This is a genomic window from Microbacterium invictum (genome assembly GCF_034421375.1).
Classification (GTDB): Bacteria; Actinomycetota; Actinomycetes; order Actinomycetales; family Microbacteriaceae; genus Microbacterium; species Microbacterium invictum_A.
This window is the reverse complement of sequence record NZ_CP139779.1, coordinates 3,407,182-3,428,124: the sequence shown is the minus strand read 5'-3', so window position 1 is coordinate 3,428,124 and position 20,943 is coordinate 3,407,182. Positions and strand designations below refer to the sequence as shown.

Sequence of the window (20,943 nt, the reverse complement as noted above, 5' to 3'; positions counted from 1 at the left end):
TTCTCCGGAGCTCCCGCCCTTCACGCATCCCCGAGGATCCCCATGCCACTCGACCCGATCTTCGCCGAACGCCTGCGCGTCCACCGGCGCTACCTCATCGGTCGGGCGTTCACCGCCGCCAAGAAGCGCCTCACCTCGCTCTGGCCGTTCGCCCACGCGCTGAGCGCCGGCTCGCAGACCCCGAAGCAGAATGCCGCCGCGCGGCCGTCCCGCAGACCGGCGACCCCCGACCGCGCCCCGGCGGGTCCCCGCGCCCGCGCGCGGGCGAAGCACCGCCGTGCCGCCCTCGCCTGGGACCGCACCGAGCTCGAGACCGTCGGAACCCCGGGACCCGACATCCGCACCACTGAACACACGGTCGACGTGCCGGGCCGTCCCTCGGCGCGCATCCGCGTCTACGATCCCCGTCCGGCCGCAGATCCCGCCGACCGGCTGCCGCTCCCCGCCGTCCTGGCCTTCTTCGGCGGTGCGTTCCGCATCGGCGGCATCGATTACCCGACCACCGACGCCGGCTTCCGCCGCCGCGCCGCCGACGCCGGCGTCGTCATCGCCGCCGTCGACTACGCCCTCGCTCCCGAGCACCGCTTCCCTGTCGCCGTGGAGCAGGGAGCGGCAGCGCTGCGCTGGCTGTTCGCGCACGCCGCCGAGCTGAACGTCGACGCCGACCGCATCGGCATCCTCGGCACCTCCGCGGGGGCGAACCTCGCCGCCGCCGTCGCGCTGATCAACCGCGACGACCCGGATCCGCTCCCCCTCCGCCTCCAGGTGCTCGAGGTCCCGGTGCTCGACCTCACGGGGCGCCACCTCGACCTGCGGGCGACCCGTGCGCTGGGCGTGCCGACCGTCATCGCGCTCCGCGAGCTGCGGTCCGTCGCGCGCACCTACCTGCCCCACCGTCGGGCCGCCCGGGAGCCCCTCGCGTCGCCGCTCCGCGCCGCCTCGCTCGAAGGCCTCCCTTCGGCGGTGATCCTCACCGCCGAATTCGATCCGCTTCGCGGCGACGGTGCCGCCTATGCGGCGGCCCTCCGCGCCGCCGGGGTCGACGCCAGCGCGGTGCAGTATCTCGGCGTCACCCACGACACCCCGATCTTCACCGGCGTCCTTCCCGCCGCCCGCCGGTGGCACGCCGATGTGGTGGCGGCGCTCTGCGGACTACACGGGGGCCGACTGCACGGGGGCAGGCTGCCCGACGACTGACCGCGGCCGGGGCGCCCCGCGCGCCCGCGGAAACCCCCCGCAAGACCGTCTCAGGCGTCACAACAGCACCACAGATCGGGCGACACGCCGCCCATTCCGTCCGCCAGGAGCCGAAATCCGCGAAATTCCGCGGTTCCGTGGGTATATTCGTCCCCGGTCGGTCCGACCAGCCGGTGGCGAAACCCGCCCCGGTCCACGTAGCAGAAGGCGACCTGCGGTCGCCCTGGAGGACAATCCACATGGCTGACAAGTCCATCACCAAGACCGAACTCGTCGCGAGCATCGCGAGCGCCACGGGTCAGAGCCAGTCCGCCGTGTCCGGCGTGCTCGACTCGCTCTTCTCCACGGTGTCGGAGGCGGTGGCCAAGGGCAGCAAGGTCTCCATCCCCGGATGGATCTCCTTCGAGCAGGTCGAGACCTCGGCTCGCACCGGCCGCAACCCCCAGACGGGTGAAGAGATCAAGATCCCCGCCGGCAAGCGCGTCAAGGTGACCGCCGGCTCCAAGCTCAAGGCTGCGGTGAAATAATCACGGTCGCACGTTGATCGGAAGGGGGATGTCGCACCGCGGCATCCCCCTTCCGCATTCCCGCACCCAGCCCGCGCCCACCGCCCCGCCGTAGGCTGGAGGGGTGAACTCCCGCGCGCTGCGGGCCACCGGGCCCGTGATCCTGGTCGCCGCGGCGCTCGTCACCCTGATCGCGGGACTCGCCCTCGGCGGGGGAGCCGCCCCACTGCTGATCGGCGATCCCGGTCCCGTCGCCCGCTGGGGTCTGCCGGTCGCGAAGCTCCTCGTCAACCTCTCCGCCGCCGGCATGATCGGCGCCCTCGTCCTCGCGCTCTTCGCCCTCCGCGCCGGCGAACGCGAATTCGACGTCGCGCTCGACACCGCGTCGGTCTCCGCGGCGATCTTCACCGTCGCCGCCGCCGCCACCGGATTCCTCACCTTCGTCGACGCCTTCAACCCGGCCATCAACGCCGGCGCCGAGTTCGGTGCGCAGCTCGGCCGTTTCCTCGTCGACACCGAGCCCGGCCGCGCGTGGCTGATCACCACCATCGCCGGCGCCGCCCTCACGGTCCTCACCTTCGCGGTGCGCTCCTGGCTCGCCACCATGCTCGTTGCGATCGCGGCGATCGCGGCGCTCATCCCGATGGCCACCCAGGGGCACTCGGGCGAGGAGGCCAACCACAACTCCGCGGTCGTCGCCCTCGCCCTCCACATCATCGCCGCGGCGGCGTGGCTCGGCGGGCTCCTCCTCCTCGTCATCCTCCGGCCCGTCCTCGAGCGCACCCGGCTCACCGTCGTCCTCAGCCGGTACTCGAGCATCGCCCTGGCCGCCTTCCTCGTCGTCGCCCTCTCGGGCACCGTCCGCGCCGCGATCGGCGTCGTCACCCCCGAGGCCCTCTTCAGCCCGTACGGCGCGATCCTGTCGGTGAAGGTGATCGCCCTCATCGCCATTGGCGTCTTCGGCGCCTGGTACCGCCGCGGCGCCATCGCGCGGCTGGATCAGAGACCGGATGCCGCGGCCCGCCGCTTCTGGGGGATCGTCGCCGTCGAGCTGGCCTTCATGGGCATCGCCAGCGGCGCCGCCGCCGCGCTCGCCCGCACGCCCCCGCCCGTGGACACCGCCCTCCCGCCGGTGCGCACCCCGGCCGAAGTCCTCACCGGCGCTCCGCTCCCGCCCGAGTTCACCCTCGACCGGTGGCTGTCTGCGTGGGACCTCGACCTCCTCTGGGCGACCGCCGCCGGCTTCGGACTGTTCTTCTACCTCGCCGGCGTCTGGCGCCTCACCCGGCGCGGCGATCGGTGGCCGGTGTACCGCACGGTGCTGTGGACCGCCGGCATCGTGCTGCTGTTCTGGGTGACGAGCGGCCCGATCAATGCCTACCAGGACTATCTCTTCAGCGTGCACATGCTCGGCCACATGCTGCTGTCGATGGCCATCCCCGCACTTCTTGTCGCGGGCGCGCCGGTGACCCTGGCGTCCCGAGCCATCCGCAAGCGCGACGACGGCACCCGAGGCGGTCGCGAGTGGATCCTCTGGGCGGTGCACACGCCGGTGTCCCGCATCCTGACGAATCCGTTCGTCGCCGCCGGCCTCTTCATCGGATCGCTCTGGGCGTTCTACTACACCGACCTCTTCCGCTGGTCGCTGTACGACCACCTCGGTCACGAGTGGATGATCGCCCACTTCCTCATCACCGGCTACCTCTTCGCGCTCACGCTCATCGGCATCGACCCGGTGCCGTGGCGCCTTCCGTACGCAGGCCGACTGCTGCTCCTCATCGGCGTCATGGCGATGCACGCGTTCTTCGGCGTGGCCATGATGATGCAGACGGGCCTCATGGTCGCCGAGTGGTTCGGCTCGATGGGGCGCACGTGGGGCCCGACGCCGCTCGAAGACCAGTACATCGGCGGCGGACTCGCCTGGTCGATCGGGGAGATCCCCACTCTCGTCCTCGCCATCACCGTCGCGATCCAGTGGAGCCGCAGTGATGCGCGCGACCAGAAGCGCAGCGACCGCCACGCCGATCGCACGGGCGATGCCGAACTCGACGCTTACAACGCCCAGCTCGCCGCGCTCGCGCAGCGCGACGCGGTTCGCGCCGAGCGCGAGGCCCGCGTCAGTCGCTGACCGTCCGGCACGGCCCGCTCACTGCACCTCGGAGCTCGTGATCGAGATCGATGCGCGGCCCTCGGCGTCGACCGTGATGCTCCCCGCCAGGGTGAACGGCACGTCCTCCTCGGTGCTCTCCACGCGCCCGTCGAAGAGCGAACGGATGTCGACCGCGATGCGCGCCACGGCCGGCGTCGGCGGGATGATCCAGTTCGCCCCATCCGGCTCGAGACGGATGGCCGGCTGCTGGGTGATGGACCAGGCCGGCGGCGAGACGATCCGATCCTGCACCTGGAAACCGAAGGGACATCCGGTCGGCTGGAGCACCTCCTGGGTGGCGCACGCGGTGAGGAACTCCTCGACCCGGTCCTGGACGACCGCGACGAACTCCTCGGTCGGCTGCGCCTGCAGCGACACCGGCACCGAGGTGAAGGGGCTGTCCGACACCACGGCCACGCCGGGAGTGGTCGCGATCGCGGTGTCGACCGACACCGAGTAGATGCCGGGGGAGAACACCAGGAGCGACACCGGTGCCGACGGGTCGGCCTCGGCGCCGTCGGGGGAGACCTGCCTCTTGTCGAGGGAGAACCCGTTGACGTCGAACGTCATCGACCCCTGCACGGCCACCTGCACGACGGCGAGCGGGCTCGTCGCGAACCGCCAGGTCGGCAGCGGCCCCACCGACCCGTCGCGCTCGACCTCGAAGGTCGTCGTCCCCTCGAACTGACCTGCCCGGTAGGCGGCGGTCACGCGGGTGACGCTGCGGTCGGTCTCTTCACCGACGATCTCGACCCCGCCGAGAGCGGCCAGCGCGTCGCGCCGCAGCAGGGCCTGAGAGGCGGTTGGCGGAAGCCCCGCCGCCTCGAGGGCTTCGATGTCGACGGCGACTCCGGGGGTGGCCAGCGCCTCGGCCGCGCGGCCGTCGGCGAGGAGCCCTAGGTAGCGCTCGACGAAGGCGGCAGGGCTGTAGAACTCGCGGTAGAGCGTCGCACCGGCCGCGAGGAAGGCGGCGATCAGCAGCGCTCCGATGACACCGAGGAGCGCGAGGTCGGTCGCCAGGCGCGAGCGCGAGCGACGCCTGCCCCCCGCCGCCGCCCCCTGCTGCATGGCCCCAGTCTAGGAAACCGTTCCCCGCTCCGCGTCGAGCTCGCGGGCGACGAGCTGGTGAACGGCCGCGGCGGCGGCGAGCTGACCCGCGGCGATCGCCACGGCGAGCGAGGCCATCGGTCCCGGCATCGCCGCGGTATGCGCCATGTCGCCCGCGGCGAACACGCCCGGTACGCTCGTCCGCCCCATCGGATCGATCTCCACGCCCCCCGAGGGCAGCGTCGACAGTCCCAGCTGCGCCGCGAACGGCGCGCGCTGGGTGGAGGCGGGCTGCACGAAGAGGCCGTCGACCGCGACGTCGCGGCCGTCGCGCTGGTGAACCCGCAGTCCGCCCGCGACCCGCTCGACGCCGGTCGCCTCTGCGGGATCGATGACCACGACCTCCGAGCCGATGGGGGCGAGCATGGCCCGGTGCATCGCCGCGTGCGCACCCGTCGCGAGAATCCCGATCCGGCGTCCGCTGAGCTCGTGCCCGTGGCAGAACGGGCAGTGCGCGACCTCGCGCCCCCATGCCTCGGCGAGTCCGGGGATCGGCGGCAGCGCGTCGCGCAGGCCCGTCGCGAGGATCAGAACGGATGCCGCGAACACGCCGTCCTCGGTCATCGCGGCGAAACCGCCGCCGTCCCTCGCTTCGACCGCGTGCACCGTCGCTGGGACGATCCGCGCCGTGGCGTACTCGGCGAGATCGGCCCGGGCGAGCCGGCGCAGCTCTTCGGGGGCGCGGCCGTCGTGCGTCACCAGGTTCTGCGCGTGCAAGACGGTGGCGTTGCGGTACTCGCCCGAGTCGAGCAGCACCACCTCGCGGTGCATGCGTCCCAGGGTCAGGGCGGCCTGGAGCCCGGCGGGCCCGCCGCCGATCACGATGGCATCGATCATGTGTCCTCCTCGGAACTTGCGTCGGACCCCATCGTGTGACTTCATGTCGACATGAAGTCAAGCTGTCTGTCCGTCGGCGATGCGGCGGCGCGCTTCTCGCTGCCCACCCACGTCCTGCGTCACTGGGAGGACACCGGACTCCTCGCCCCCGCACGCGACGGCGGCGGACGACGCCGCTACGGCGAGGCCGACCTCGTGAGGATCGCCGTGATCGTCCGGAGCAAGGCGGCGGGGATGTCGCTCGAGCAGATCCGCGTGCTGCTCGACGACGAGGCGCCCGAACGGCACCGGGTGCTCGAGGCGCACCTGGCCGACCTCGCCGAGCGGATGGCCGAGATGGAGCGGTCGCGCCGCATGACCGAGCACGCCCTCCGGTGCCGGGCGCACGACATCGCGACCTGCCCGCGGTTCCGCGAGATCGTCACCGGCGTGGTCGCGGGAACCCGGCGCTGGCCCACAGCCGATGACGGCGAGCCGCGGCATCCGTCTACCATGAACCGGTGACCACGCCCGCGCTCTCCCCCGAGCAGGAGGCGCTGTTCCGGCTCATCGAAGACTCCCGTGACCACGTCTTCGTCACGGGCCGCGCCGGCACCGGCAAGTCGACGCTGCTGCAGCACCTGGCCTGGAACACCTCCAAGCAGATCGCAGTGTGCGCCCCGACCGGCGTCGCCGCGCTCAACGTCGAGGGCCAGACGATCCACTCGCTGTTCCGGCTGCCGATCGGGCTCATCGCCGACACCGACCTCGATCAGTCCGACGCGACCCGTCGCATCCTCAACGCCATCGACACCCTGGTCATCGACGAGATCTCGATGGTCAACGCCGACCTGATGGACGGCATCGATCGCGCCCTGCGCCAGGCGCGCGGCCGCCGCGCCGAGCCGTTCGGCGGTGTGCAGATCGTCATGTTCGGCGACCCCTATCAGCTCGCTCCGGTGCCGCCGCGGGGCGACGAGATGCGCTACATCCGCGACCACTACCGGTCGTTCTGGTTCTTCGACGCCAAGGTCTGGACCGGCGAGGTGTCCGGCGACGGACTGATGGATCTGGGCGCCTACGGCGCCTCACTGCACGTGCGCGAGCTCGCCGAGATCCACCGGCAGGCCGACCCCGCGTTCAAGGCCATGCTCAACGCCGTCCGTCACGGGCGGGTCACCGCCGACATCGCCCAGGTGCTCAACGACACCGGTGCCCGCACGCCCCCGCACCCCGACGACGGCGAACACCCGATCATCACCCTCGCCACCCGCAACGACATCGTCAACAACATCAACCGCCGCCACCTCACCGAGCTCGTCGGCCGCGAGCAGACCGCCGTCGCCGAGATCAACGGCGACTTCGGCCGCGGCGAGGCCAACTACCCCGCCGACACCGAGCTGAAGCTCAAGGTGGGCGCGCAGGTGATGTTCCTGCGCAACGACACCCAGGGCTACGGCGACCCGCCGCGGTGGGTCAACGGCACGATCGGCACCGTCACCCGCATCGCCGGCGGCACCGTGCGCGTCGAGGTCGACGGGCAGGAGTTCGACGTCGAACCCGCCGTGTGGGAGAGGTTCCGCTACGCCTACAACGCCGGCTCGCGGACGCTGACGCGCGAGGTCGTGGCGGAGTTCACCCAGTTCCCGCTGCGGCTGGCGTGGGCGGTGACGATCCACAAGTCGCAGGGGAAGACCTACGACCGTGCCGTCATCGACCTCGGCTCCGGCGCATTCGCCCCCGGTCAGACCTACGTGGCGCTGTCGAGGCTCACCTCGCTCGACGGGCTGTATCTCTCCCGGCCGCTGCGCCCGAGCGACATTCGGGTGGATCCGGATGTCGCTCGGTGGATGCACGAGCATGTGCGCCGCCCCGCGGCATCCTGATCCTCAGGCGACGGCGTCGGCTTTCGCGGCGGCGAGGTCCTCGAACAGCGCGGTGTTGAAGCGGTACGCGCGCAGCACCTCGTCAATGACCCGCTCCTGCTCGTCGGCGTCCCACGGAGCGGCGTCGAGCTGCTCGCGGTAGACCTCCTTGAACGCCCGCGGGTCGGCGATCTCGTCGAAGAGGTAGAACCCGATGCCGTTCGTGTCGAACCCGAATCGTCGCGCCATCAGGCGCCCGATGAAGAGTCCCCCCGACAGGTCGCCGAGGTAGCGGGTGTAGTGGTGCGCGACGAATCCGCCCGGCCAGGTCGCCCCGACCTGCCGGATGCGCTCCACGTAGGCGCGGGTGGTCGGCAGGGGGCTGATGCGCTCTCGCCAGTCGGCATCGAGGAGGAAGGCGAGGTCGGCTTCGAGGGCGGGGAGCCGCGTCAGCTTGTCGGAGATGAAGACGGATGCCACGGGGTCGCGGCGCATCCGCTCGGCGGCGGATTCCAGCGCCTCGTAGATGTACCAGTGCTGGGCGGCCAGCGCGATGTAGTCCTCGCGGGTTCCGGCACCCTCGATGAGGTCGGCCATGAAGCCGGAGCGCTCGCTCGAGGAGTGCGCGCTGCTCGAGCGTTCGCGCAGCGCCGCCGAGAACGGGATGAGGTCGGCCATGCGCCTCATCATAGGCGACTTAGGGTCACCTAACCAGCGCGGATCGGCGGATTCAGTGCGGCCGGGGCGTGACGCCCAGGCGTCGGCATGCCTCGTCGTACAGCGCCACGATCTCGCGTCGCACCTCGGGGCGCTCGGTGATCGCACCGCCGGGCCAGTCCACGCGCACCGTCACCTCGTCACCGTGCTCCGTGACCGCGGCCCAGTCGCCGCCTGCGCCGTCGAGCCCGGTCATCCGCGCCGATCGATACGTCCCGGCCGGGCCGAACGCGCGCACGATGAGCAGATTGTCGTCGCGGTGGTCGTCGTTCATGTGGCGGAGGATCGCCGCGACGGCACTCTCATCGAACCGGTGGGTCACAGCTGACCACCCTACGACGCGGGGCGTTCATCCAGCCCCCGTGTGCTTAGATTCTCCGAGGACGACGATGCTCCTGGGGGTGACATGCGGCTGCGTTCGACTCGATCGCGCGCTGTTCGTGGTGCCCTCGCGGTGGTCGTGACCGGGGCTCTCGCGGCGGGACTCGCGGCCTGCTCGCCCGACCGGACCGTGACGATCGACGTCCCCGCGCAGGTCGAGGGCTCGCTCCCCGACGACATGGTGACCCAGCTGCAGGACGCGGTGACCTTCGCCATGGCCGCGACGGGATCCTCCGGGGCCGTGGTGGGCGTGTGGGCGCCGTGGAGCGGATCGTGGGTGTCGGGGGTCGGGACGACCGCACCCGGCGGGTCGGAGACATCCGCCGACAGCACCTTCCGCGTCGGTCAGGTGACCCGCGCGATGACCTGCGACGCGGTGTACCTCGTCGCCGAACGAGGGCTGGTCGACCTCGACGCGCCGATCACCGACTACGTCTCGGGGTTCGCCGGACTCGCCGACATCACCGTCGAGCAGCTCTGCGACGGCACCTCGGGCCTCGGCGACTACGCGCCGCGGCTGCAGGGCAGCTTCCTCACCACGCCCGATCGTGTCTGGAACCCGCGCGAGCTCGCCGGCTACGGCGTCGGCACCACCGCCGACGTGGCGCCCGGCGCCGCCTACCGCGACTCCGACTCGGGGTATTTGCTGGCAGGTCTCGTCCTGGAGCGCGCGACCGGACGCTCGGCGGCGGAGGTCCTGCAGGACGAGGTCTTCGAGCCTCTGGCCCTCGACGCCACCCGGCTCCCGGGCGCCGCCGGAGCCGCTCCCTCCGCGGAGGGGGCGGTGCTCGACGGGCTGTGGTCGCCCGATGCGGATGGCGGTGTGAACTGCGCCGAGCCGCTGAACATCACCGAGGCCTCGGCGAGCTTCGGCTGGACGGACGCCGGCGTCGTCTCGACGATCGACGACCTCGGCCGCTACGCCCAGGGGCTCGCGGCCAACGCGCTCGGCGTCGACACCGACGAGCGCTACGACGCGCCCCTCCCGCCCTACGACGGCGCTCCCTCGTGGCAGACCACGGCCGGGGGCGTCGTCCAGGCCGGGTCGATGATCGGCCAGTACGGCTCGACCCCCGGGTACATCACCGCCACCTTCGCCGATCCGCAGACCGGCCTCACCGTCGCCGTGTCGCTGAACAACTCGCGCGCCTCCGACGGCATCGGGGCGTTCCTGGCGTGGCAGCTCGCGGCGATCGCGTCCAAGGCGCCCGCCGCCTCCGGCCAGACCGCGCCCGAGGCGGGTCTGCCCTGGACGCCCGAGCAGCAGCGCGACGCGATCGCCCAGAACGCGATCTGCCCCCTCCCGTGACCGCGCGGGTGTCGTGAGCGCCCGGGCGCCGAGCCCCGCGGTCCTCCTCGTGGTGGCGGGTCTGGCCTGCCAGGAGGTGGGCGCCTCCATCGCCGTGCTGCTGTTCCCGCAGGTCGGGCCCCTCGGCATGGTGCTGCTGCGCCTGGCGTTCTCCGCCGTGCTGCTGCTGGCGATCGCCCGGCCCGCACTGCGCGGGCATTCGCGGGCGGCCTGGCGCGCAGTCATCCTGTTCGGTCTGGTGCTGGCGCTGATGAACGGACTGTTCTACCTCGCGCTCGAGCGCCTCGCCCTCGGGGTGACGGTCACGATCGAGGTGCTCGGCCCCCTCGTCCTGTCGATCGTCGCCTCACGGCGGGCATCGGCGTGGCTGTGGGCCGTGCTCGCCTTCGCCGGCGTGGTCGCACTCGGCGGCGGGGGATGGGACCGGCTCGACCCGATCGGGGTGCTCTACGCGCTCGGGGCGGCGGCGAGCTGGGCGTTCTACATCCTCGCCTCGGCGCGGGTCGGTCGGGAGTTCCGGGGCCTCGACGGCCTTGCGATCGCGATGGCGGTCGGCGCCGTGGTGATGCTGCCGCTGGGGATCTGGGATGCCGGGTCGGCGCTGCTTCGCCTCGACCTCCTCGCCCTCGGCGCCGCGGTGGCGGTGCTGTCGTCGACCATCCCGTACGCGCTCGAGCTCATCGCCCTCCGCCGGCTCCCCGCCGCGGCGTTCGCGATCCTGATGAGCCTCGCCCCCGCCACCGCCGCCCTCGCCGGGTTCGTGCTCCTCGGCCAGGAGCTCGCCTGGCTCGAGCTGGTGGGAATCGCCCTCGTGATCGCGGCGAGCATCGGCGCCGTGCGGTCGTCGGCGCGCGCCGCCCGCGAGACCGCCGAGCCGCTGGCCTAGGGCCGGGCCGCGGTCCGCTTGCGGTCGAGCCGCACACTGTGTGCAATATGTCAGGTGCCGATCCCTCCCGCCTCCCCTTCGCTTCCTCGGAGCCTCCTGCGCGATGACGTCTACCGGCGCCTGCGCGACGCGATCGTCGACGGCACCTTCGAGCCGGGCGAGCAGCTGAAGGACGGCGACCTCGCCGCGTGGCTCGGGGTGAGCCGCACCCCCGTGCGCGAGGCCCTGTTGCGCCTCAGCAGCAGCGGGCTCGTCGTGGCCCAGCCAGGTCGCTCCACCACCGTGAGCCTCATCGACGAGACGTCGCTCCGCGACGCGCGCGACGTCGTCGCCGCCCTCCACGAGCTCGCCGTCCGCGAGACCGTGGGACGGCTCACGCCGGACGACATCGCGCGCATGCGCGCCGCCAACCGGCGCTTCACCGCCGCCGCCGAGCGCGGGGACGTGACGGCGGCGCTCGAAGCCGACGACGACCTGCACGCCGTTCCCGTCGCAGCGCTCGGGAACGCCGCCGTCGAGACGGTGCTCGAGCAGTTCGGCCCGATCGTCCGCCGGGCCGAGCGCCTGCGCTTCGGCAGTGACGCGCCCGCGGCCGCCGAGCGTCACGAACGGTTCATCGCGCTGTGCGAGATGGGGGATGCCGCTGCCGCGGCCGCGATGGCGTACGAGACGTGGCACACGCTGCCGGTCACCGCGACGAAGCGGGCCGACTGAAGAGATGGAGGGGGTGACGGGAATCGAACCCGCGCTCTCAGCTTGGGAAGCTGATGTTCTGCCATTGAACTACACCCCCGGAGGGTGCGCCCGAAGCGCCTCGCAAGGATAACACCAGCGACAGCGATAGTCTGATCCGCGTGCTGCTGAGCGACCGCGACATCCGCTCCGAGATCGACGCCGAGCGCATCGGTCTGGCGCCGTGGGACCCCGAGATGGTGCAGCCCTCGAGCGTCGACGTGCGCCTGGACAGGTACTTCCGGCTGTTCGACAACCACAAGTACCCTTTCATCGACCCGGCGCTGGACCAGCCCGACCTGACCCACCTCATCGAGGTCGACCCGGCGGAGCCGTTCATCCTGCACCCCGGCGAGTTCGCGCTCGGGGCGACGTTCGAGCAGGTGAGCCTGCCCGACGACATCGCCGCGCGCCTGGAGGGGAAGTCGTCCCTGGGACGGCTCGGTCTTCTCACCCACTCCACGGCGGGCTTCATCGATCCCGGTTTCACCGGGCACGTCACGCTCGAACTGTCGAATGTGGCGACCCTGCCGATCAAGCTCTGGCCGGGGATGAAGATCGGGCAGCTGTGCTTCTTCCGCCTGTCCTCGCCCACCGAGACGCCCTACGGGTCAGGGCCCTACGGCAACCGGTACCAGGGGCAGCGGGGTCCGACGGCGTCGCGCTCCCACCTGAACTTCCACGTGACCGACGTCGGCGCGACCGACGCCGGCGCCCGCGGCGCCTGAACGCCACGGGCTCGGCTGTCAAGCCTTTGCCGTCGGGAAGGGGACGGGCGAGGCTGGGGCCATGCCTGCACTCGCACTCATCCTCCTCGTCGTCGGCATCGTGCTGCTCCTCCTCGGCGTGTTCGTCGAGGCGGTGAAGTTCCTTCTCTGGCTCGGCATCGTGCTCCTCGTCCTGGCCGTGATCGCCTACCTGATGCGCTTCATCCGCCGCCAGACCTGATCCCGCTGCTATCAGACCGCGTCCGCGTCGGGACGCGGACCCGCACCGCGGAAGCCGTGGTGCGGGTTGCCGCCGAAACGCGGCCCGGGGCCGCCTCCCTCGCCGGGGCGCGGTTCGCCGGGCCCGAACGGGCGCAGGCCGAAGCGGTGACGCGGGTGCCGCGGGCCTTCCCGCCAGGGACGCGGGTCTTCCTCGGAGAAACCGAGTTCTCGGGCGATGGCCTCGAGGGAGGCGATCGTCGTCCGGTAGTCCTCGGGTGAGACGGCACCGGCGACGCGCGCCCGGATGCCGGTGACGGTCTCGGCGAGGAGATCGCGCCGAGCGCGCCCCTCGGCCGTGAGGGTCCAGTCATCGCCCTCACGGGCGATGAGTCCGCGATCAGCGAGGTGGCGGAGCATCTTCGGCTTGCGGGCCAGGCGCTCACGGAAGCCCCGCGCATCGACCTCGCCGGCCAGGACGTTCAGCACCATCCATTCGCGCCGGTCGGCGTCATGGGCGGCGAGAGCGGCGTCGACCTCTCGCGAGATCAGGGCATCGGTCGCGCGGAGCCAGAAGCCGAGCGGGCGGTCTGCGGGGTGCGGGGTATCGCGTGATTCGGTGTTCATGGGGTGTCCTTTCACAGCGTCGCCTAATGCGACGCAGATTTGTATGTCATGAAGCATGTACATGCAGTGTGACATGCATCCCGGATGTATGTCAAGTGGCATGTATTCTGGCTCGGTGAGCGATGCGCCGACCGACCCGAGCCCCGACGCGGGGGACCCCGCCGTCGCCGCCGATCAGATCGCCGCGGCTCTCGCGCGCCTACGGCCCCGACGCGGCGGACCGCCCTGGGCGGGGCGAGGCGAGGCGCAGAGCGCCGGTCCGCGGCATCCGTGGCCCGGACCCGGCCCGCACGGCCGCCGCCGGCCCCCTGCGACCGGACCCGAGGGGATGATCCCCCCGCACTTCAGCGGGCCGGCCCGGCTGCGCCTCCTCGAGGCCCTCGCCGCGGCGTCGCATCCGCTGAGCGTCGGCGAGATCGGCGAGGCGGTCGGCGTCGACCAGCCGCGGGCGTCGCGGCTCGTGCAGCAGTGCGTGGAGCTCGATCTCGTGCGCCGCGAGGCCGACCCCGATGATGCCCGGCGTACGCGCGTCGCCCTGACCGAGGGCGGGCGGCGGATGGTGCGCGGGTTCCGGGGCGAGCGCCGTGAGGCCATCGCCCGTGCTCTGGAGGGCTTCGACGCGGAGGAACGAGCCGAGCTGGCGCGCCTGCTGTCCAAGCTCGCCGACAACCTCGGCGGGTGATCCGAGCGGGTCGCCGCTCAGCGCGGGGCGCGGACGGGAAGCAGGAGGAGCAGTCCGATGAGCAGCACCAGGATGATCCCGAGGATGCCGAACACCGTCGTGCCGCCGACGACGATGAACACCGACCACATCGCCGCGGCCATCCAGCTGGCAGCGCGCCCGGTCGTGGCGTAGAGACCGAAGATCTCGCCCTCGCGGCCCGCGGGCGTGACGCGGGACAGGAACGACCGCGCCGCCGCCTGTGCCGGCCCCACGAAGGCGCAGAGCACAAGGCCGCCGATCCAGAAGACCGTGGTGCCGGCGTCGACGAGGAAGAAGACCGCGAGCCCCGCGACGACCATCGAGATCAGCGAGACCATGATGACCACCTTCGGCCCGAACCGGTCGTCGAAGCGCCCCGCGATGATGGTCGAGACTCCGGCGATGAGATTCGCCGCGACGCCGAAGATCACCAGTTCGAGGAACTCGAATCCGAACACCTGCGCGGCGATGACCGCTCCGAAGGCGAAGACGCCGCCGAGTCCGTCGCGGAAGACGGCGCTGGCGAGGAGGAACCAGAAGGTCTGACGCGTTCCGGGATTCTTGTACAGGCCGATGACGTCGCGGGCGAGCAGTCCGTAGGCGGCGAAGAAGCCCACCTTGCGCTCCGGTCGCCCGACGGAGGGTTCGGGAACGGCGAGGAAGATCGGGATCGAGAAGACGATCGCCCAGATCGCGCAGCCCACGGCGATGATCCGGAACGGCAGTCCGTCGGCGTCGGAGATGCCGAACCAGTCGGCGCTGTAGAAGACGATCACCAGCACGAGGGCGACGATGCCGCCGAGGTAGCCGAAGCCCCAGCCGAGGCCCGACACCCGACCGATCGTCTTGCGGTTCGCGATGCCGATGAGCATGGCGTTGGAGTTCACCGCCGCGATCTCGCCGAAGACCGTTCCGGCCGAGATGAGGGCGACACCCAGCCAGAAGAAGGTCGGCGCGGGCTCGACGAACCAGAGGCCGAACATGCAGAGGATGAGCGCGCCCGTGCCGATGCCGAGCCAGAGCTTCTGACGCCCGCGGGCGTCGGCCTGCTGGCCGAGGATCGGGGCGATGGCGAGGATCAGCAGCCCGGCGACGGTCCCGCCCCATCCCAGACCCACCGCGAGGTCGGCAAGGGCGGCCTCCTTCGCCGGCGCATCGTCGGGGAGGGCCGCGATGTCGGCCGGGAGGAAGACGTCGGTCGTGAGGTACAGGGCGGTGAAGATGAAGGTGAGGATGACCGTGTTGAACGGCTGCGTCGCCCAGTCCCACAGCGCCCAGGCGTAGATCTGCCGCCGCGGTGCAGCGGCGTCCTCCCGCAGGTCCAGACCCATGACGGGGATGGCGGCGCTGTCGGCGGTGGCGGGCGGCACGCCCTCGGCGGGTGCGGTCATGTCGTCACGCTAGGCCTCTTTGGTGAACGGGGGAAGAAGCCAAGAGCCCCGCGGCGCGGCATCCGAAGTTGAGCCGATTCATATCAAGTTCATTTGACGGATGCCGCGGCGCGGCGTAGTGTTGAGCCAACGCGACTCAATTCTCGCTCACAGACTTTCGGACAACGCCCCGGGTCGAGGCTCTCGGCCCCGTGAAAAGGAGAAACACAACATGGCACGTGCTGTTGGTATCGACCTCGGAACCACGAACTCCGTCGTCGCGGTGCTGGAGGGCGGCGAGCCCAAGGTCATCGCGAACGCCGAGGGATTCCGCACCACCCCCTCGGTGGTCGCCTACACCAAGGACGGCGAGATCCTCGTCGGCGAGACCGCCAAGCGTCAGGCGGTCACCAACGTCGACCGCACCGTCTCGAGCGTCAAGCGCCACATGGGCACGAACTGGACCTTCGAGGTCGACGGCAAGAAGTGGACGCCGCAGGAGATCTCGGCACGCATCCTGCAGAAGCTCAAGCGCGACGCCGAGCAGTACCTCGGCGACACCGTGACCGACGCGGTCATCACCGTTCCGGCGTACTTCAACGACGCCGAGCGTCAGGCCACCAAGGAGGCCGGTGAGATCGCGGGCCTGAACGTCCTGCGCATCATCAACGAGCCCACCGCCGCGGCCCTTGCGTACGGCCTCGACAAGGGCAAGGAGGACGAGCTCATCCTCGTCTTCGACCTCGGTGGCGGTACCTTCGACGTCTCCCTCCTCGAGGTGGGCAAGGACGACGACTTCTCCACCATCCAGGTCCGCTCGACCGCCGGTGACAACCGCCTCGGCGGTGACGACTGGGACCAGCGCCTGGTGGAGTACTTCATCAAGCAGTTCAAAGACACCACCGGCGTCGACGTCTCGGGCGACAAGATCGCCCTGCAGCGCCTCAAGGAGGCCGCGGAGCAGGCCAAGAAGGAGCTGTCGAGCTCGACCTCGACGAGCGTCAACCTGCCCTACCTGTCTCTGACCGACTCGGGCCCGGTGTCGCTGTCGGAGACGATCACCCGCGCGAAGTTCGAGGACCTCACCAAGGACCTCCTCGACCGCACCAAGAAGCCGTTCGAGGACGTCATCCGCGAGGCCGGCATCAAGGTGGGCGACATCGCGCACGTGGTGCTCGTCGGCGGCTCGACCCGCATGCCCGCGGTGTCGGAGCTCGTCCAGCGCGAGGCCGGCAAGGAGCCCAATAAGGGCGTCAACCCCGATGAGGTCGTCGCCGTGGGCGCAGCCCTCCAGGCCGGCGTGCTGAAGGGCGAGCGCAAGGACGTCCTGCTGATCGACGTCACCCCCCTGAGCCTCGGCATCGAGACCAAGGGCGGCATCATGACCAAGCTGATCGAGCGCAACACCGCCATCCCGACCAAGCGCAGCGAGACCTTCACCACGGCCGACGACAATCAGCCGTCGGTGGCGATCCAGGTCTTCCAGGGCGAGCGCGAGTTCACCCGCGACAACAAGCCGCTGGGGACGTTCGAGCTGACCGGCATCGCGCCGGCCCCGCGTGGCATCCCCCAGATCGAGGTCACCTTCGACATCGACGCCAACGGCATCGTCCACGTCTCGGCGAAGGACAAGGGCACCGGCAAGGAGCAGTCGATGACGATCACCGGCGGCTCGTCGCTGCCGAAGGACGACATCGAGCGCATGGTGCGCGAGGCCGAGGAGCACGCTGCCGAGGACAAGAAGCGCCGCGAGGCCGCTGAGGTCCGAAACCAGGCCGAGACCCTCGCCTACTCCGTGGACAAGCTTCTGAAGGACAACGACGACAAGCTCCCCGCCGACGTCAAGGAGTCGGTCCAGGCCGACGTCGACGCGCTGAAGACCGCGCTCGCCGGCGACGACGACGACGCGGTGAAGTCGGCGTTCGACAAGCTGTCGCAGTCACAGGGCAAGATCGGCGAGGCCATCTACGCGGCGAACCAGTCGGCCCCGCAGGCCGACGCGTCCGGTGCCGCCGGCGGTGAGGGTGCGCCCGAGGGCGACCAGGCCTCGAACGACGAGGACGTGGTCGACGCCGAGGTCATCGACGACGAGGAAGAAAAGAAGTAACCATGGCGAAGGACAAGGACGACCCCACGTTCCCGGGCGACCAGCCCGAGGACGCCTCGTCGCCCGAGTCGGCTGACGGTGCTGCCGGCGGCGAGGATGCGCACGACCTGACGGTCGACGACATCCTCGGCGCCGCCCAGTCCGCCGATGCGGCGGCAGCGGATGACACCGACGCCGTCGCCGATCGCGTCGAGGCGCTCGAGTCGCAGCTGCTCACCGACCTCAAGCGTCTGCAGGCCGAGTACGCCAACTACCGCCGGCGCACCGAGGACCAGCGCGAGATCGAGATCGAGCGGGCCAAGGGGGCGGCCGCCAAGGGCCTCATCCCCGTGCTCGACGACCTCGACCGTGCCGCCAAGCACGGTGACCTCGTCGAGGGCACGCCCTTCGCCGCCATCGCCGACAAGGTGCGGGCGGTCGTGGAGCGCATGGGCGTGGAGGCGTACGGAGCCGCCGGCGAGGCCTTCGATCCGCAGCACCACGAGGCGATCTTCCAGCAGCCGACCCCCGGCGCGACCGAGGCGACCATCCTCGAGGTGGTCGAGACTGGTTACCGGCTCGGTTCCATCGAGCTGCGGCCGGCCAAGGTCGTCGTCGCGGTGCCGGCAGAGTAGGCCGGAGACGCGATGGCGAGCCAGGACTGGTTCGAGAAGGACTTCTACAAAGTCCTGGGGGTCTCCAAAGAGGTCTCCGACATCGACCTGAAGAAGACCTACCGCAAGCTCGCTCGGCAGTACCACCCGGACTCCAAGCCGGGGGATGCGACGGCCGAGGCGAAGTTCAAGGAGATCAGCGAGGCGTACGCCGTGCTCTCCGACCCCGAACAGCGCGCCGAGTACGACCAGATCCGTGCCATGGGCTCGGGCGCCCGCTTCACCGCGGGCGGCCCGGGCGCCGGCGGATTCGAGGACGTCTTCAGCGCGTTCGGTCAGGGGCGGGGCGGCGGGGGTCGTTACGAGTCCGCCGACTTCGACGACATCTTCTCGATGTTCAACCAGCAGCAGGGCGGGAGCTTCGGCTCGGGCCGGTTCGGTCAGCCGACCGGCGGGTTCCGCGGCTTCGGCGGCCCCACCAGGGGCGCGGACGTCACGGCACGCACGACGATCGACTTCGTCACTGCCACCAAGGGCGAGACCATCACCCTGCAGGGTGAGGACGGCAAGCCCTTCAAGGTCAAGATCCCCGCCGGGGTCTCGGACGGGCAGCGCATCCGCCTCCGCGGACGCGGACGCCCCTCGCCCGACGGAGGAGAGAGCGGCGACATCGTCGTGCAGGTGACCGTGCGGTCTCACCCGGTGTTCACCCGCGAGGGACTGAATCTGCGCGTGGTGGTGCCGGTGACCTTCACCGAGGCGGCGCTCGGGGCCACGATCGAGGTTCCGACGCTCGGGGGCGACCCGGTGAAGCTGCGCGTCGCGCCGGGTACCCCGTCGGGACGCGTGCTGCGCGTCAAGGGGCGCGGCGTCGCGACGCAGAAGGGCACCGGCGACCTCCTCGCCGAGGTGCAGGTGGTCGTGCCGTCCCACCTCGAGGGCGCCGCGCGCGAAGCGCTCGAGCGCTTCCACGAGGTGGAGCCGAAGGAGAATCCGCGCGCGGACCTCATGGCCAAGGCGCGCGGCTGACACGGGAGGACGGATGACCGACCACGTCGAGATCGATGGCGACGCGCCGATCTTCGCGATCGCCGCGGCGGCGGAGCTGTCGGGTATGCATCCGCAGACGCTGCGTCAGTACGACCGTCTCGGTCTCGTCGTCCCCGCCCGCACGCAGGGCGGCTCGCGCCGCTATTCGCTCCGTCACGTCGAGCAGCTGCGCGAGGTCGCCCGGCTCTCGGCCGACGGCATGAGCCTTCCCGCGATCGCGCGTCTGATCTCCCTCGAACAGCGGGTGCACGACCTCACGCGCCGCGTGCGCGATCTCGAGCAGCAGCTCGAGGCCGAGCGTCAGTCGCGGCCTGGCGCCCGGGTCTTCGCCGCGGGATCGACCGGGTCGGTCGTCACCCTGCGCCACGGCACGCGCGTGCGGCGCGCCACCGAGCTGGTCGTGTGGCGCCCGCGCCATCCGCTCTCTCCTGGGGCGGAGGACGAGTCGGCCTAGGTGCGCGCCTCCTCTGCGATCGCGCGGTGGCGGCGGAAGGTCTGCCAGTCCTGATACGACACGTCGGCGTAGGCGTACGACCACGCGACGATCGCCTCGGCGAACCGCTCGCCGCCGCCGACGTACCCCGCGGCCGTCCCGACCGCCGGGGATTGGCCGTGGGCTCGGGCGAGGGCGGCCGCGCATGCCATCGCGTACCAGCGGAACGGTCCGTCGTCCATAACCTCGGGGTCGAAGCCGCCCTTCATGTCGTGGAACTGCCGGACGTAGAAGTCGCGGAGCGCGCCGGTCGTCGAGCGACGGATGTGCCCGAGGAAGGGGTCGGACACCGCCTGCAGGATCCGCTGCAGCGCGACGACCCGTCCGCCGTTGCCGTAGTGCTCGATGAAGGTCTGCACCGCCGGAGGCTGCGGCGCGCGCCCGAACTGGATGAGGACGCTCTCGCCGGCCTCCTTCCCCTGCAGCAGGAGTACGTCGCCGTCGCCGTCCTGGAGCGCGATCAGCAGGCACCGCGTTCCGACGCTGCCCACTCCGACGACGCGCGCGGCGACATCGGCCATGGCGTACTTCTGCAGGAGGAGCCGGATGTCGACGCCCGTCGACAACTGGTACTCGTCGAACACCCGCCACGCCCGCGCCTCGGCGTCGGGCGGGAGGTGGGTCATCACCGGCGGATCGTCCACGATCATCGCGCGGCCGTGATCGTCCGTGCCCGTGAGCTTGCGCGCTGCGCGCGCCCCGGTGCGCTTCAGCGCCGAACGCACGGCCCGCTCGACGACGGCCGCTGTCTCGGCGTCGACGGAGCGGTGGGCGCCGAGGGCGTCGAAATGGTCGAAGTATCGATCCAGGGGGGAACGCTTCGCGCCGGTGCGGAGGGCGCGCTGATAGGTCCGGACGGCCTGCCGCGCAGCATCCTCGACCACCGCGTCGTCGCGCGAGGTCGCGCGCCCGGCGATGACGACGCTGGTGGTCAGGCGCTTGACGTCCCATTCGAAGGGGGCCCAGGCCGACTCGTCGAAATCGTTCAGGTCGAACACGAGCGTCCGCTGGGGCGAGGCGTAGAGACCGAAGTTCGACAGGTGCGCGTCGCCGCACGAGGCGACGAAGATGTTCGTGCTCGGGCAGCGCGACAGGTCGTCGGCCATGATCGCGGCGCTCCCGCGGTAGAACGCGAACGCGCTCGCGCCCATCCGTGCGGTGCGCAGCGGCACGAGCTCGGGCACGCGGTCGACGTCCTGGGCATCCAGCACGGCCATCGGATCACGATCGCCGGGAACGAGATGCGCGAGGGCGGAGCGGGGCGTGCGTCCCCGTTCGATCCTCCCCTCCGCCGTGTGAGCGGCACGCGTCGGGGGTGCGATCCACGGATCCCGAGGCATGACGCCTCCTTCCCTCGGCGCCATCGCCGTCTGATCAGACCGTAGGGGGTTCGGTCGCTCGCCGCCACC

22 protein-coding genes and 1 tRNA gene are annotated in these 20,943 nt (G+C 71.1%); 15 read left to right on the top strand and 8 right to left on the bottom strand.

Going from position 1 to position 20,943, the window contains the following annotated elements; translation table 11 throughout:
* Positions 1–42: 42 nt before the first annotated feature.
* The 3 genes from T9R20_RS16485 (at position 43) to T9R20_RS16475 (ending at position 3,831) form a co-directional block, all read left to right on the top strand.
* Positions 43–1,197: an alpha/beta hydrolase fold domain-containing protein gene (locus tag T9R20_RS16485; RefSeq protein ID WP_322410423.1), complete on the top strand. Its 1,155-nt coding sequence runs from the start codon at positions 43–45 to the stop codon at positions 1,195–1,197.
* Between the two features lie 239 nt (positions 1,198–1,436).
* A complete protein-coding gene (locus T9R20_RS16480) occupies positions 1,437–1,724 on the top strand; it encodes an HU family DNA-binding protein (RefSeq protein WP_124291903.1) in 288 nt (95 codons plus the stop codon).
* Between the two features lie 103 nt (positions 1,725–1,827).
* Positions 1,828–3,831, top strand: a complete 2,004-nt coding sequence (locus tag T9R20_RS16475) for a cytochrome c oxidase assembly protein (protein WP_322410422.1) — start codon at positions 1,828–1,830, stop codon at positions 3,829–3,831.
* 18 nt (positions 3,832–3,849) lie between these two features.
* On the opposite strand, the gene T9R20_RS16470 is transcribed toward T9R20_RS16475, so the two are convergent.
* Both T9R20_RS16470 and T9R20_RS16465 read right to left on the bottom strand, forming a co-directional pair.
* Positions 3,850–4,920, bottom strand: coding sequence for a hypothetical protein (locus T9R20_RS16470; RefSeq protein ID WP_322410421.1), 1,071 nt, complete (start codon positions 4,918–4,920; stop codon positions 3,850–3,852).
* A gap of 9 nt (positions 4,921–4,929) precedes the next feature.
* A complete protein-coding gene (locus T9R20_RS16465) occupies positions 4,930–5,796 on the bottom strand; it encodes an NAD(P)/FAD-dependent oxidoreductase (protein ID WP_322410420.1) in 867 nt (288 codons plus the stop codon).
* Positions 5,797–5,847: 51 nt separating this feature from the next.
* Here T9R20_RS16465 and T9R20_RS16460 point away from each other — a divergent pair, with 51 nt between their 5' ends.
* Both T9R20_RS16460 and T9R20_RS16455 read left to right on the top strand, forming a co-directional pair.
* A complete protein-coding gene (locus tag T9R20_RS16460; protein WP_322410419.1) occupies positions 5,848–6,300 on the top strand; it encodes a MerR family transcriptional regulator in 453 nt (150 codons plus the stop codon).
* Positions 6,297–7,661 carry an ATP-dependent DNA helicase gene (locus T9R20_RS16455; protein WP_322410418.1) on the top strand — a complete coding sequence of 455 codons (1,365 nt, stop codon included), beginning with the start codon at positions 6,297–6,299 and terminating at the stop codon, positions 7,659–7,661. The genes T9R20_RS16460 and T9R20_RS16455 overlap by 4 nt, the downstream gene beginning before the upstream one ends.
* A 3-nt stretch (positions 7,662–7,664) precedes the next feature.
* Here the strand turns inward: T9R20_RS16455 and T9R20_RS16450 are convergent, their stop codons facing one another.
* Together T9R20_RS16450 and T9R20_RS16445 are read right to left on the bottom strand one after the other, a co-directional pair.
* Positions 7,665–8,318, bottom strand: coding sequence for a biliverdin-producing heme oxygenase (locus T9R20_RS16450; RefSeq protein ID WP_322410417.1), 654 nt, complete (start codon positions 8,316–8,318; stop codon positions 7,665–7,667).
* 52 nt (positions 8,319–8,370) lie between these two features.
* Positions 8,371–8,679 carry a DUF2470 domain-containing protein gene (locus T9R20_RS16445; RefSeq protein ID WP_322410416.1) on the bottom strand — a complete coding sequence of 103 codons (309 nt, stop codon included), beginning with the start codon at positions 8,677–8,679 and terminating at the stop codon, positions 8,371–8,373.
* A 138-nt stretch (positions 8,680–8,817) separates the two neighbouring features.
* On the opposite strand from T9R20_RS16445, the gene T9R20_RS16440 reads away from it, so the two are divergent.
* Genes T9R20_RS16440 through T9R20_RS16430 form a run of 3 tightly spaced genes read left to right on the top strand, consistent with a single transcriptional unit; the run spans position 8,818 to position 11,647 of the window.
* Entirely contained in the window at positions 8,818–10,047 is a 1,230-nt protein-coding gene (locus T9R20_RS16440; RefSeq protein ID WP_322410415.1) for a serine hydrolase domain-containing protein, read from the top strand.
* A gap of 13 nt (positions 10,048–10,060) precedes the next feature.
* Positions 10,061–10,933, top strand: a complete 873-nt coding sequence (locus T9R20_RS16435) for an EamA family transporter (RefSeq protein ID WP_322410414.1) — start codon at positions 10,061–10,063, stop codon at positions 10,931–10,933.
* 54 nt (positions 10,934–10,987) lie between these two features.
* A complete protein-coding gene (locus tag T9R20_RS16430; RefSeq protein ID WP_322410413.1) occupies positions 10,988–11,647 on the top strand; it encodes a GntR family transcriptional regulator in 660 nt (219 codons plus the stop codon).
* Between the two features lie 5 nt (positions 11,648–11,652).
* Here the strand turns inward: T9R20_RS16430 and T9R20_RS16425 are convergent.
* Positions 11,653–11,726: transfer RNA gene (locus T9R20_RS16425), tRNA-Gly, on the bottom strand.
* Positions 11,727–11,787: 61 nt separating this feature from the next.
* Here T9R20_RS16425 and dcd point away from each other — a divergent pair.
* Both dcd and T9R20_RS16415 read left to right on the top strand, forming a co-directional pair.
* Positions 11,788–12,393 carry a dCTP deaminase gene (gene dcd, locus T9R20_RS16420; protein ID WP_322410412.1) on the top strand — a complete coding sequence of 202 codons (606 nt, stop codon included), beginning with the start codon at positions 11,788–11,790 and terminating at the stop codon, positions 12,391–12,393.
* Positions 12,394–12,454: 61 nt separating this feature from the next.
* Positions 12,455–12,613, top strand: a complete 159-nt coding sequence (locus T9R20_RS16415) for a hypothetical protein (protein WP_322410411.1) — start codon at positions 12,455–12,457, stop codon at positions 12,611–12,613.
* Positions 12,614–12,624: 11 nt separating this feature from the next.
* Here T9R20_RS16415 and T9R20_RS16410 read toward each other — a convergent pair whose 3' ends face one another.
* Positions 12,625–13,218, bottom strand: a complete 594-nt coding sequence (locus T9R20_RS16410) for a hypothetical protein (RefSeq protein WP_322410410.1) — start codon at positions 13,216–13,218, stop codon at positions 12,625–12,627.
* A gap of 115 nt (positions 13,219–13,333) precedes the next feature.
* Here T9R20_RS16410 and T9R20_RS16405 point away from each other — a divergent pair, with 115 nt between their 5' ends.
* A complete protein-coding gene (locus T9R20_RS16405) occupies positions 13,334–13,900 on the top strand; it encodes a MarR family winged helix-turn-helix transcriptional regulator (protein ID WP_322410409.1) in 567 nt (188 codons plus the stop codon).
* Positions 13,901–13,917: 17 nt separating this feature from the next.
* Here the strand turns inward: T9R20_RS16405 and T9R20_RS16400 are convergent, their stop codons facing one another.
* Positions 13,918–15,312, bottom strand: a complete 1,395-nt coding sequence (locus tag T9R20_RS16400; protein WP_322410408.1) for an MFS transporter — start codon at positions 15,310–15,312, stop codon at positions 13,918–13,920.
* Between the two features lie 211 nt (positions 15,313–15,523).
* Here T9R20_RS16400 and dnaK point away from each other — a divergent pair, with 211 nt between their 5' ends.
* Genes dnaK through T9R20_RS16380 form a run of 4 tightly spaced genes read left to right on the top strand, consistent with a single transcriptional unit; the run spans position 15,524 to position 19,495 of the window.
* Entirely contained in the window at positions 15,524–17,398 is a 1,875-nt protein-coding gene (gene dnaK / locus T9R20_RS16395; RefSeq protein ID WP_322410407.1) for a molecular chaperone DnaK, read from the top strand.
* 2 nt (positions 17,399–17,400) lie between these two features.
* Positions 17,401–18,012 carry a nucleotide exchange factor GrpE gene (locus T9R20_RS16390; RefSeq protein WP_322410406.1) on the top strand — a complete coding sequence of 204 codons (612 nt, stop codon included), beginning with the start codon at positions 17,401–17,403 and terminating at the stop codon, positions 18,010–18,012.
* A gap of 12 nt (positions 18,013–18,024) precedes the next feature.
* A complete protein-coding gene (locus T9R20_RS16385) occupies positions 18,025–19,020 on the top strand; it encodes a DnaJ C-terminal domain-containing protein (protein ID WP_322410405.1) in 996 nt (331 codons plus the stop codon).
* Between the two features lie 13 nt (positions 19,021–19,033).
* Positions 19,034–19,495 (top strand): heat shock protein transcriptional repressor HspR, encoded by a 462-nt coding sequence (locus T9R20_RS16380; protein WP_322410404.1) that lies wholly within the window; start codon positions 19,034–19,036, stop codon positions 19,493–19,495.
* On the opposite strand, the gene T9R20_RS16375 is transcribed toward T9R20_RS16380, so the two are convergent.
* A complete protein-coding gene (locus tag T9R20_RS16375) occupies positions 19,492–20,874 on the bottom strand; it encodes a DUF2252 domain-containing protein (protein ID WP_322410403.1) in 1,383 nt (460 codons plus the stop codon). The two genes, T9R20_RS16380 and T9R20_RS16375, sit on opposite strands and share 4 nt — an antisense overlap.
* Positions 20,875–20,943: the final 69 nt, after the last annotated feature.

Excerpts from the sequence above, each read along its gene's own strand:
- T9R20_RS16480 (WP_124291903.1), top strand. The coding sequence starts at position 1,437 with ATGGCTGACAAGTCCATCACCAAGACCGAACTCGTCGCGAGCATCGCG.
- T9R20_RS16460 (WP_322410419.1), top strand. The coding sequence starts at position 5,848 with ATGAAGTCAAGCTGTCTGTCCGTCGGCGATGCGGCGGCGCGCTTCTCG.
- T9R20_RS16410 (WP_322410410.1), bottom strand. The coding sequence starts at position 13,218 with ATGAACACCGAATCACGCGATACCCCGCACCCCGCAGACCGCCCGCTC.
- T9R20_RS16400 (WP_322410408.1), bottom strand. The coding sequence starts at position 15,312 with ATGACCGCACCCGCCGAGGGCGTGCCGCCCGCCACCGCCGACAGCGCC.
- T9R20_RS16380 (WP_322410404.1), top strand. The coding sequence starts at position 19,034 with ATGACCGACCACGTCGAGATCGATGGCGACGCGCCGATCTTCGCGATC.
- T9R20_RS16450 (WP_322410417.1), bottom strand. The coding sequence starts at position 8,318 with ATGGCCGACCTCATCCCGTTCTCGGCGGCGCTGCGCGAACGCTCGAGC.
- T9R20_RS16485 (WP_322410423.1), top strand. The coding sequence starts at position 43 with ATGCCACTCGACCCGATCTTCGCCGAACGCCTGCGCGTCCACCGGCGC.
- T9R20_RS16390 (WP_322410406.1), top strand. The coding sequence starts at position 17,401 with ATGGCGAAGGACAAGGACGACCCCACGTTCCCGGGCGACCAGCCCGAG.
- T9R20_RS16465 (WP_322410420.1), bottom strand. The coding sequence starts at position 5,796 with ATGATCGATGCCATCGTGATCGGCGGCGGGCCCGCCGGGCTCCAGGCC.
- T9R20_RS16415 (WP_322410411.1), top strand. The coding sequence starts at position 12,455 with ATGCCTGCACTCGCACTCATCCTCCTCGTCGTCGGCATCGTGCTGCTC.
- T9R20_RS16470 (WP_322410421.1), bottom strand. The coding sequence starts at position 4,920 with ATGCAGCAGGGGGCGGCGGCGGGGGGCAGGCGTCGCTCGCGCTCGCGC.
- dnaK (WP_322410407.1), top strand. The coding sequence starts at position 15,524 with ATGGCACGTGCTGTTGGTATCGACCTCGGAACCACGAACTCCGTCGTC.
- T9R20_RS16385 (WP_322410405.1), top strand. The coding sequence starts at position 18,025 with ATGGCGAGCCAGGACTGGTTCGAGAAGGACTTCTACAAAGTCCTGGGG.
- T9R20_RS16375 (WP_322410403.1), bottom strand. The coding sequence starts at position 20,874 with ATGCCTCGGGATCCGTGGATCGCACCCCCGACGCGTGCCGCTCACACG.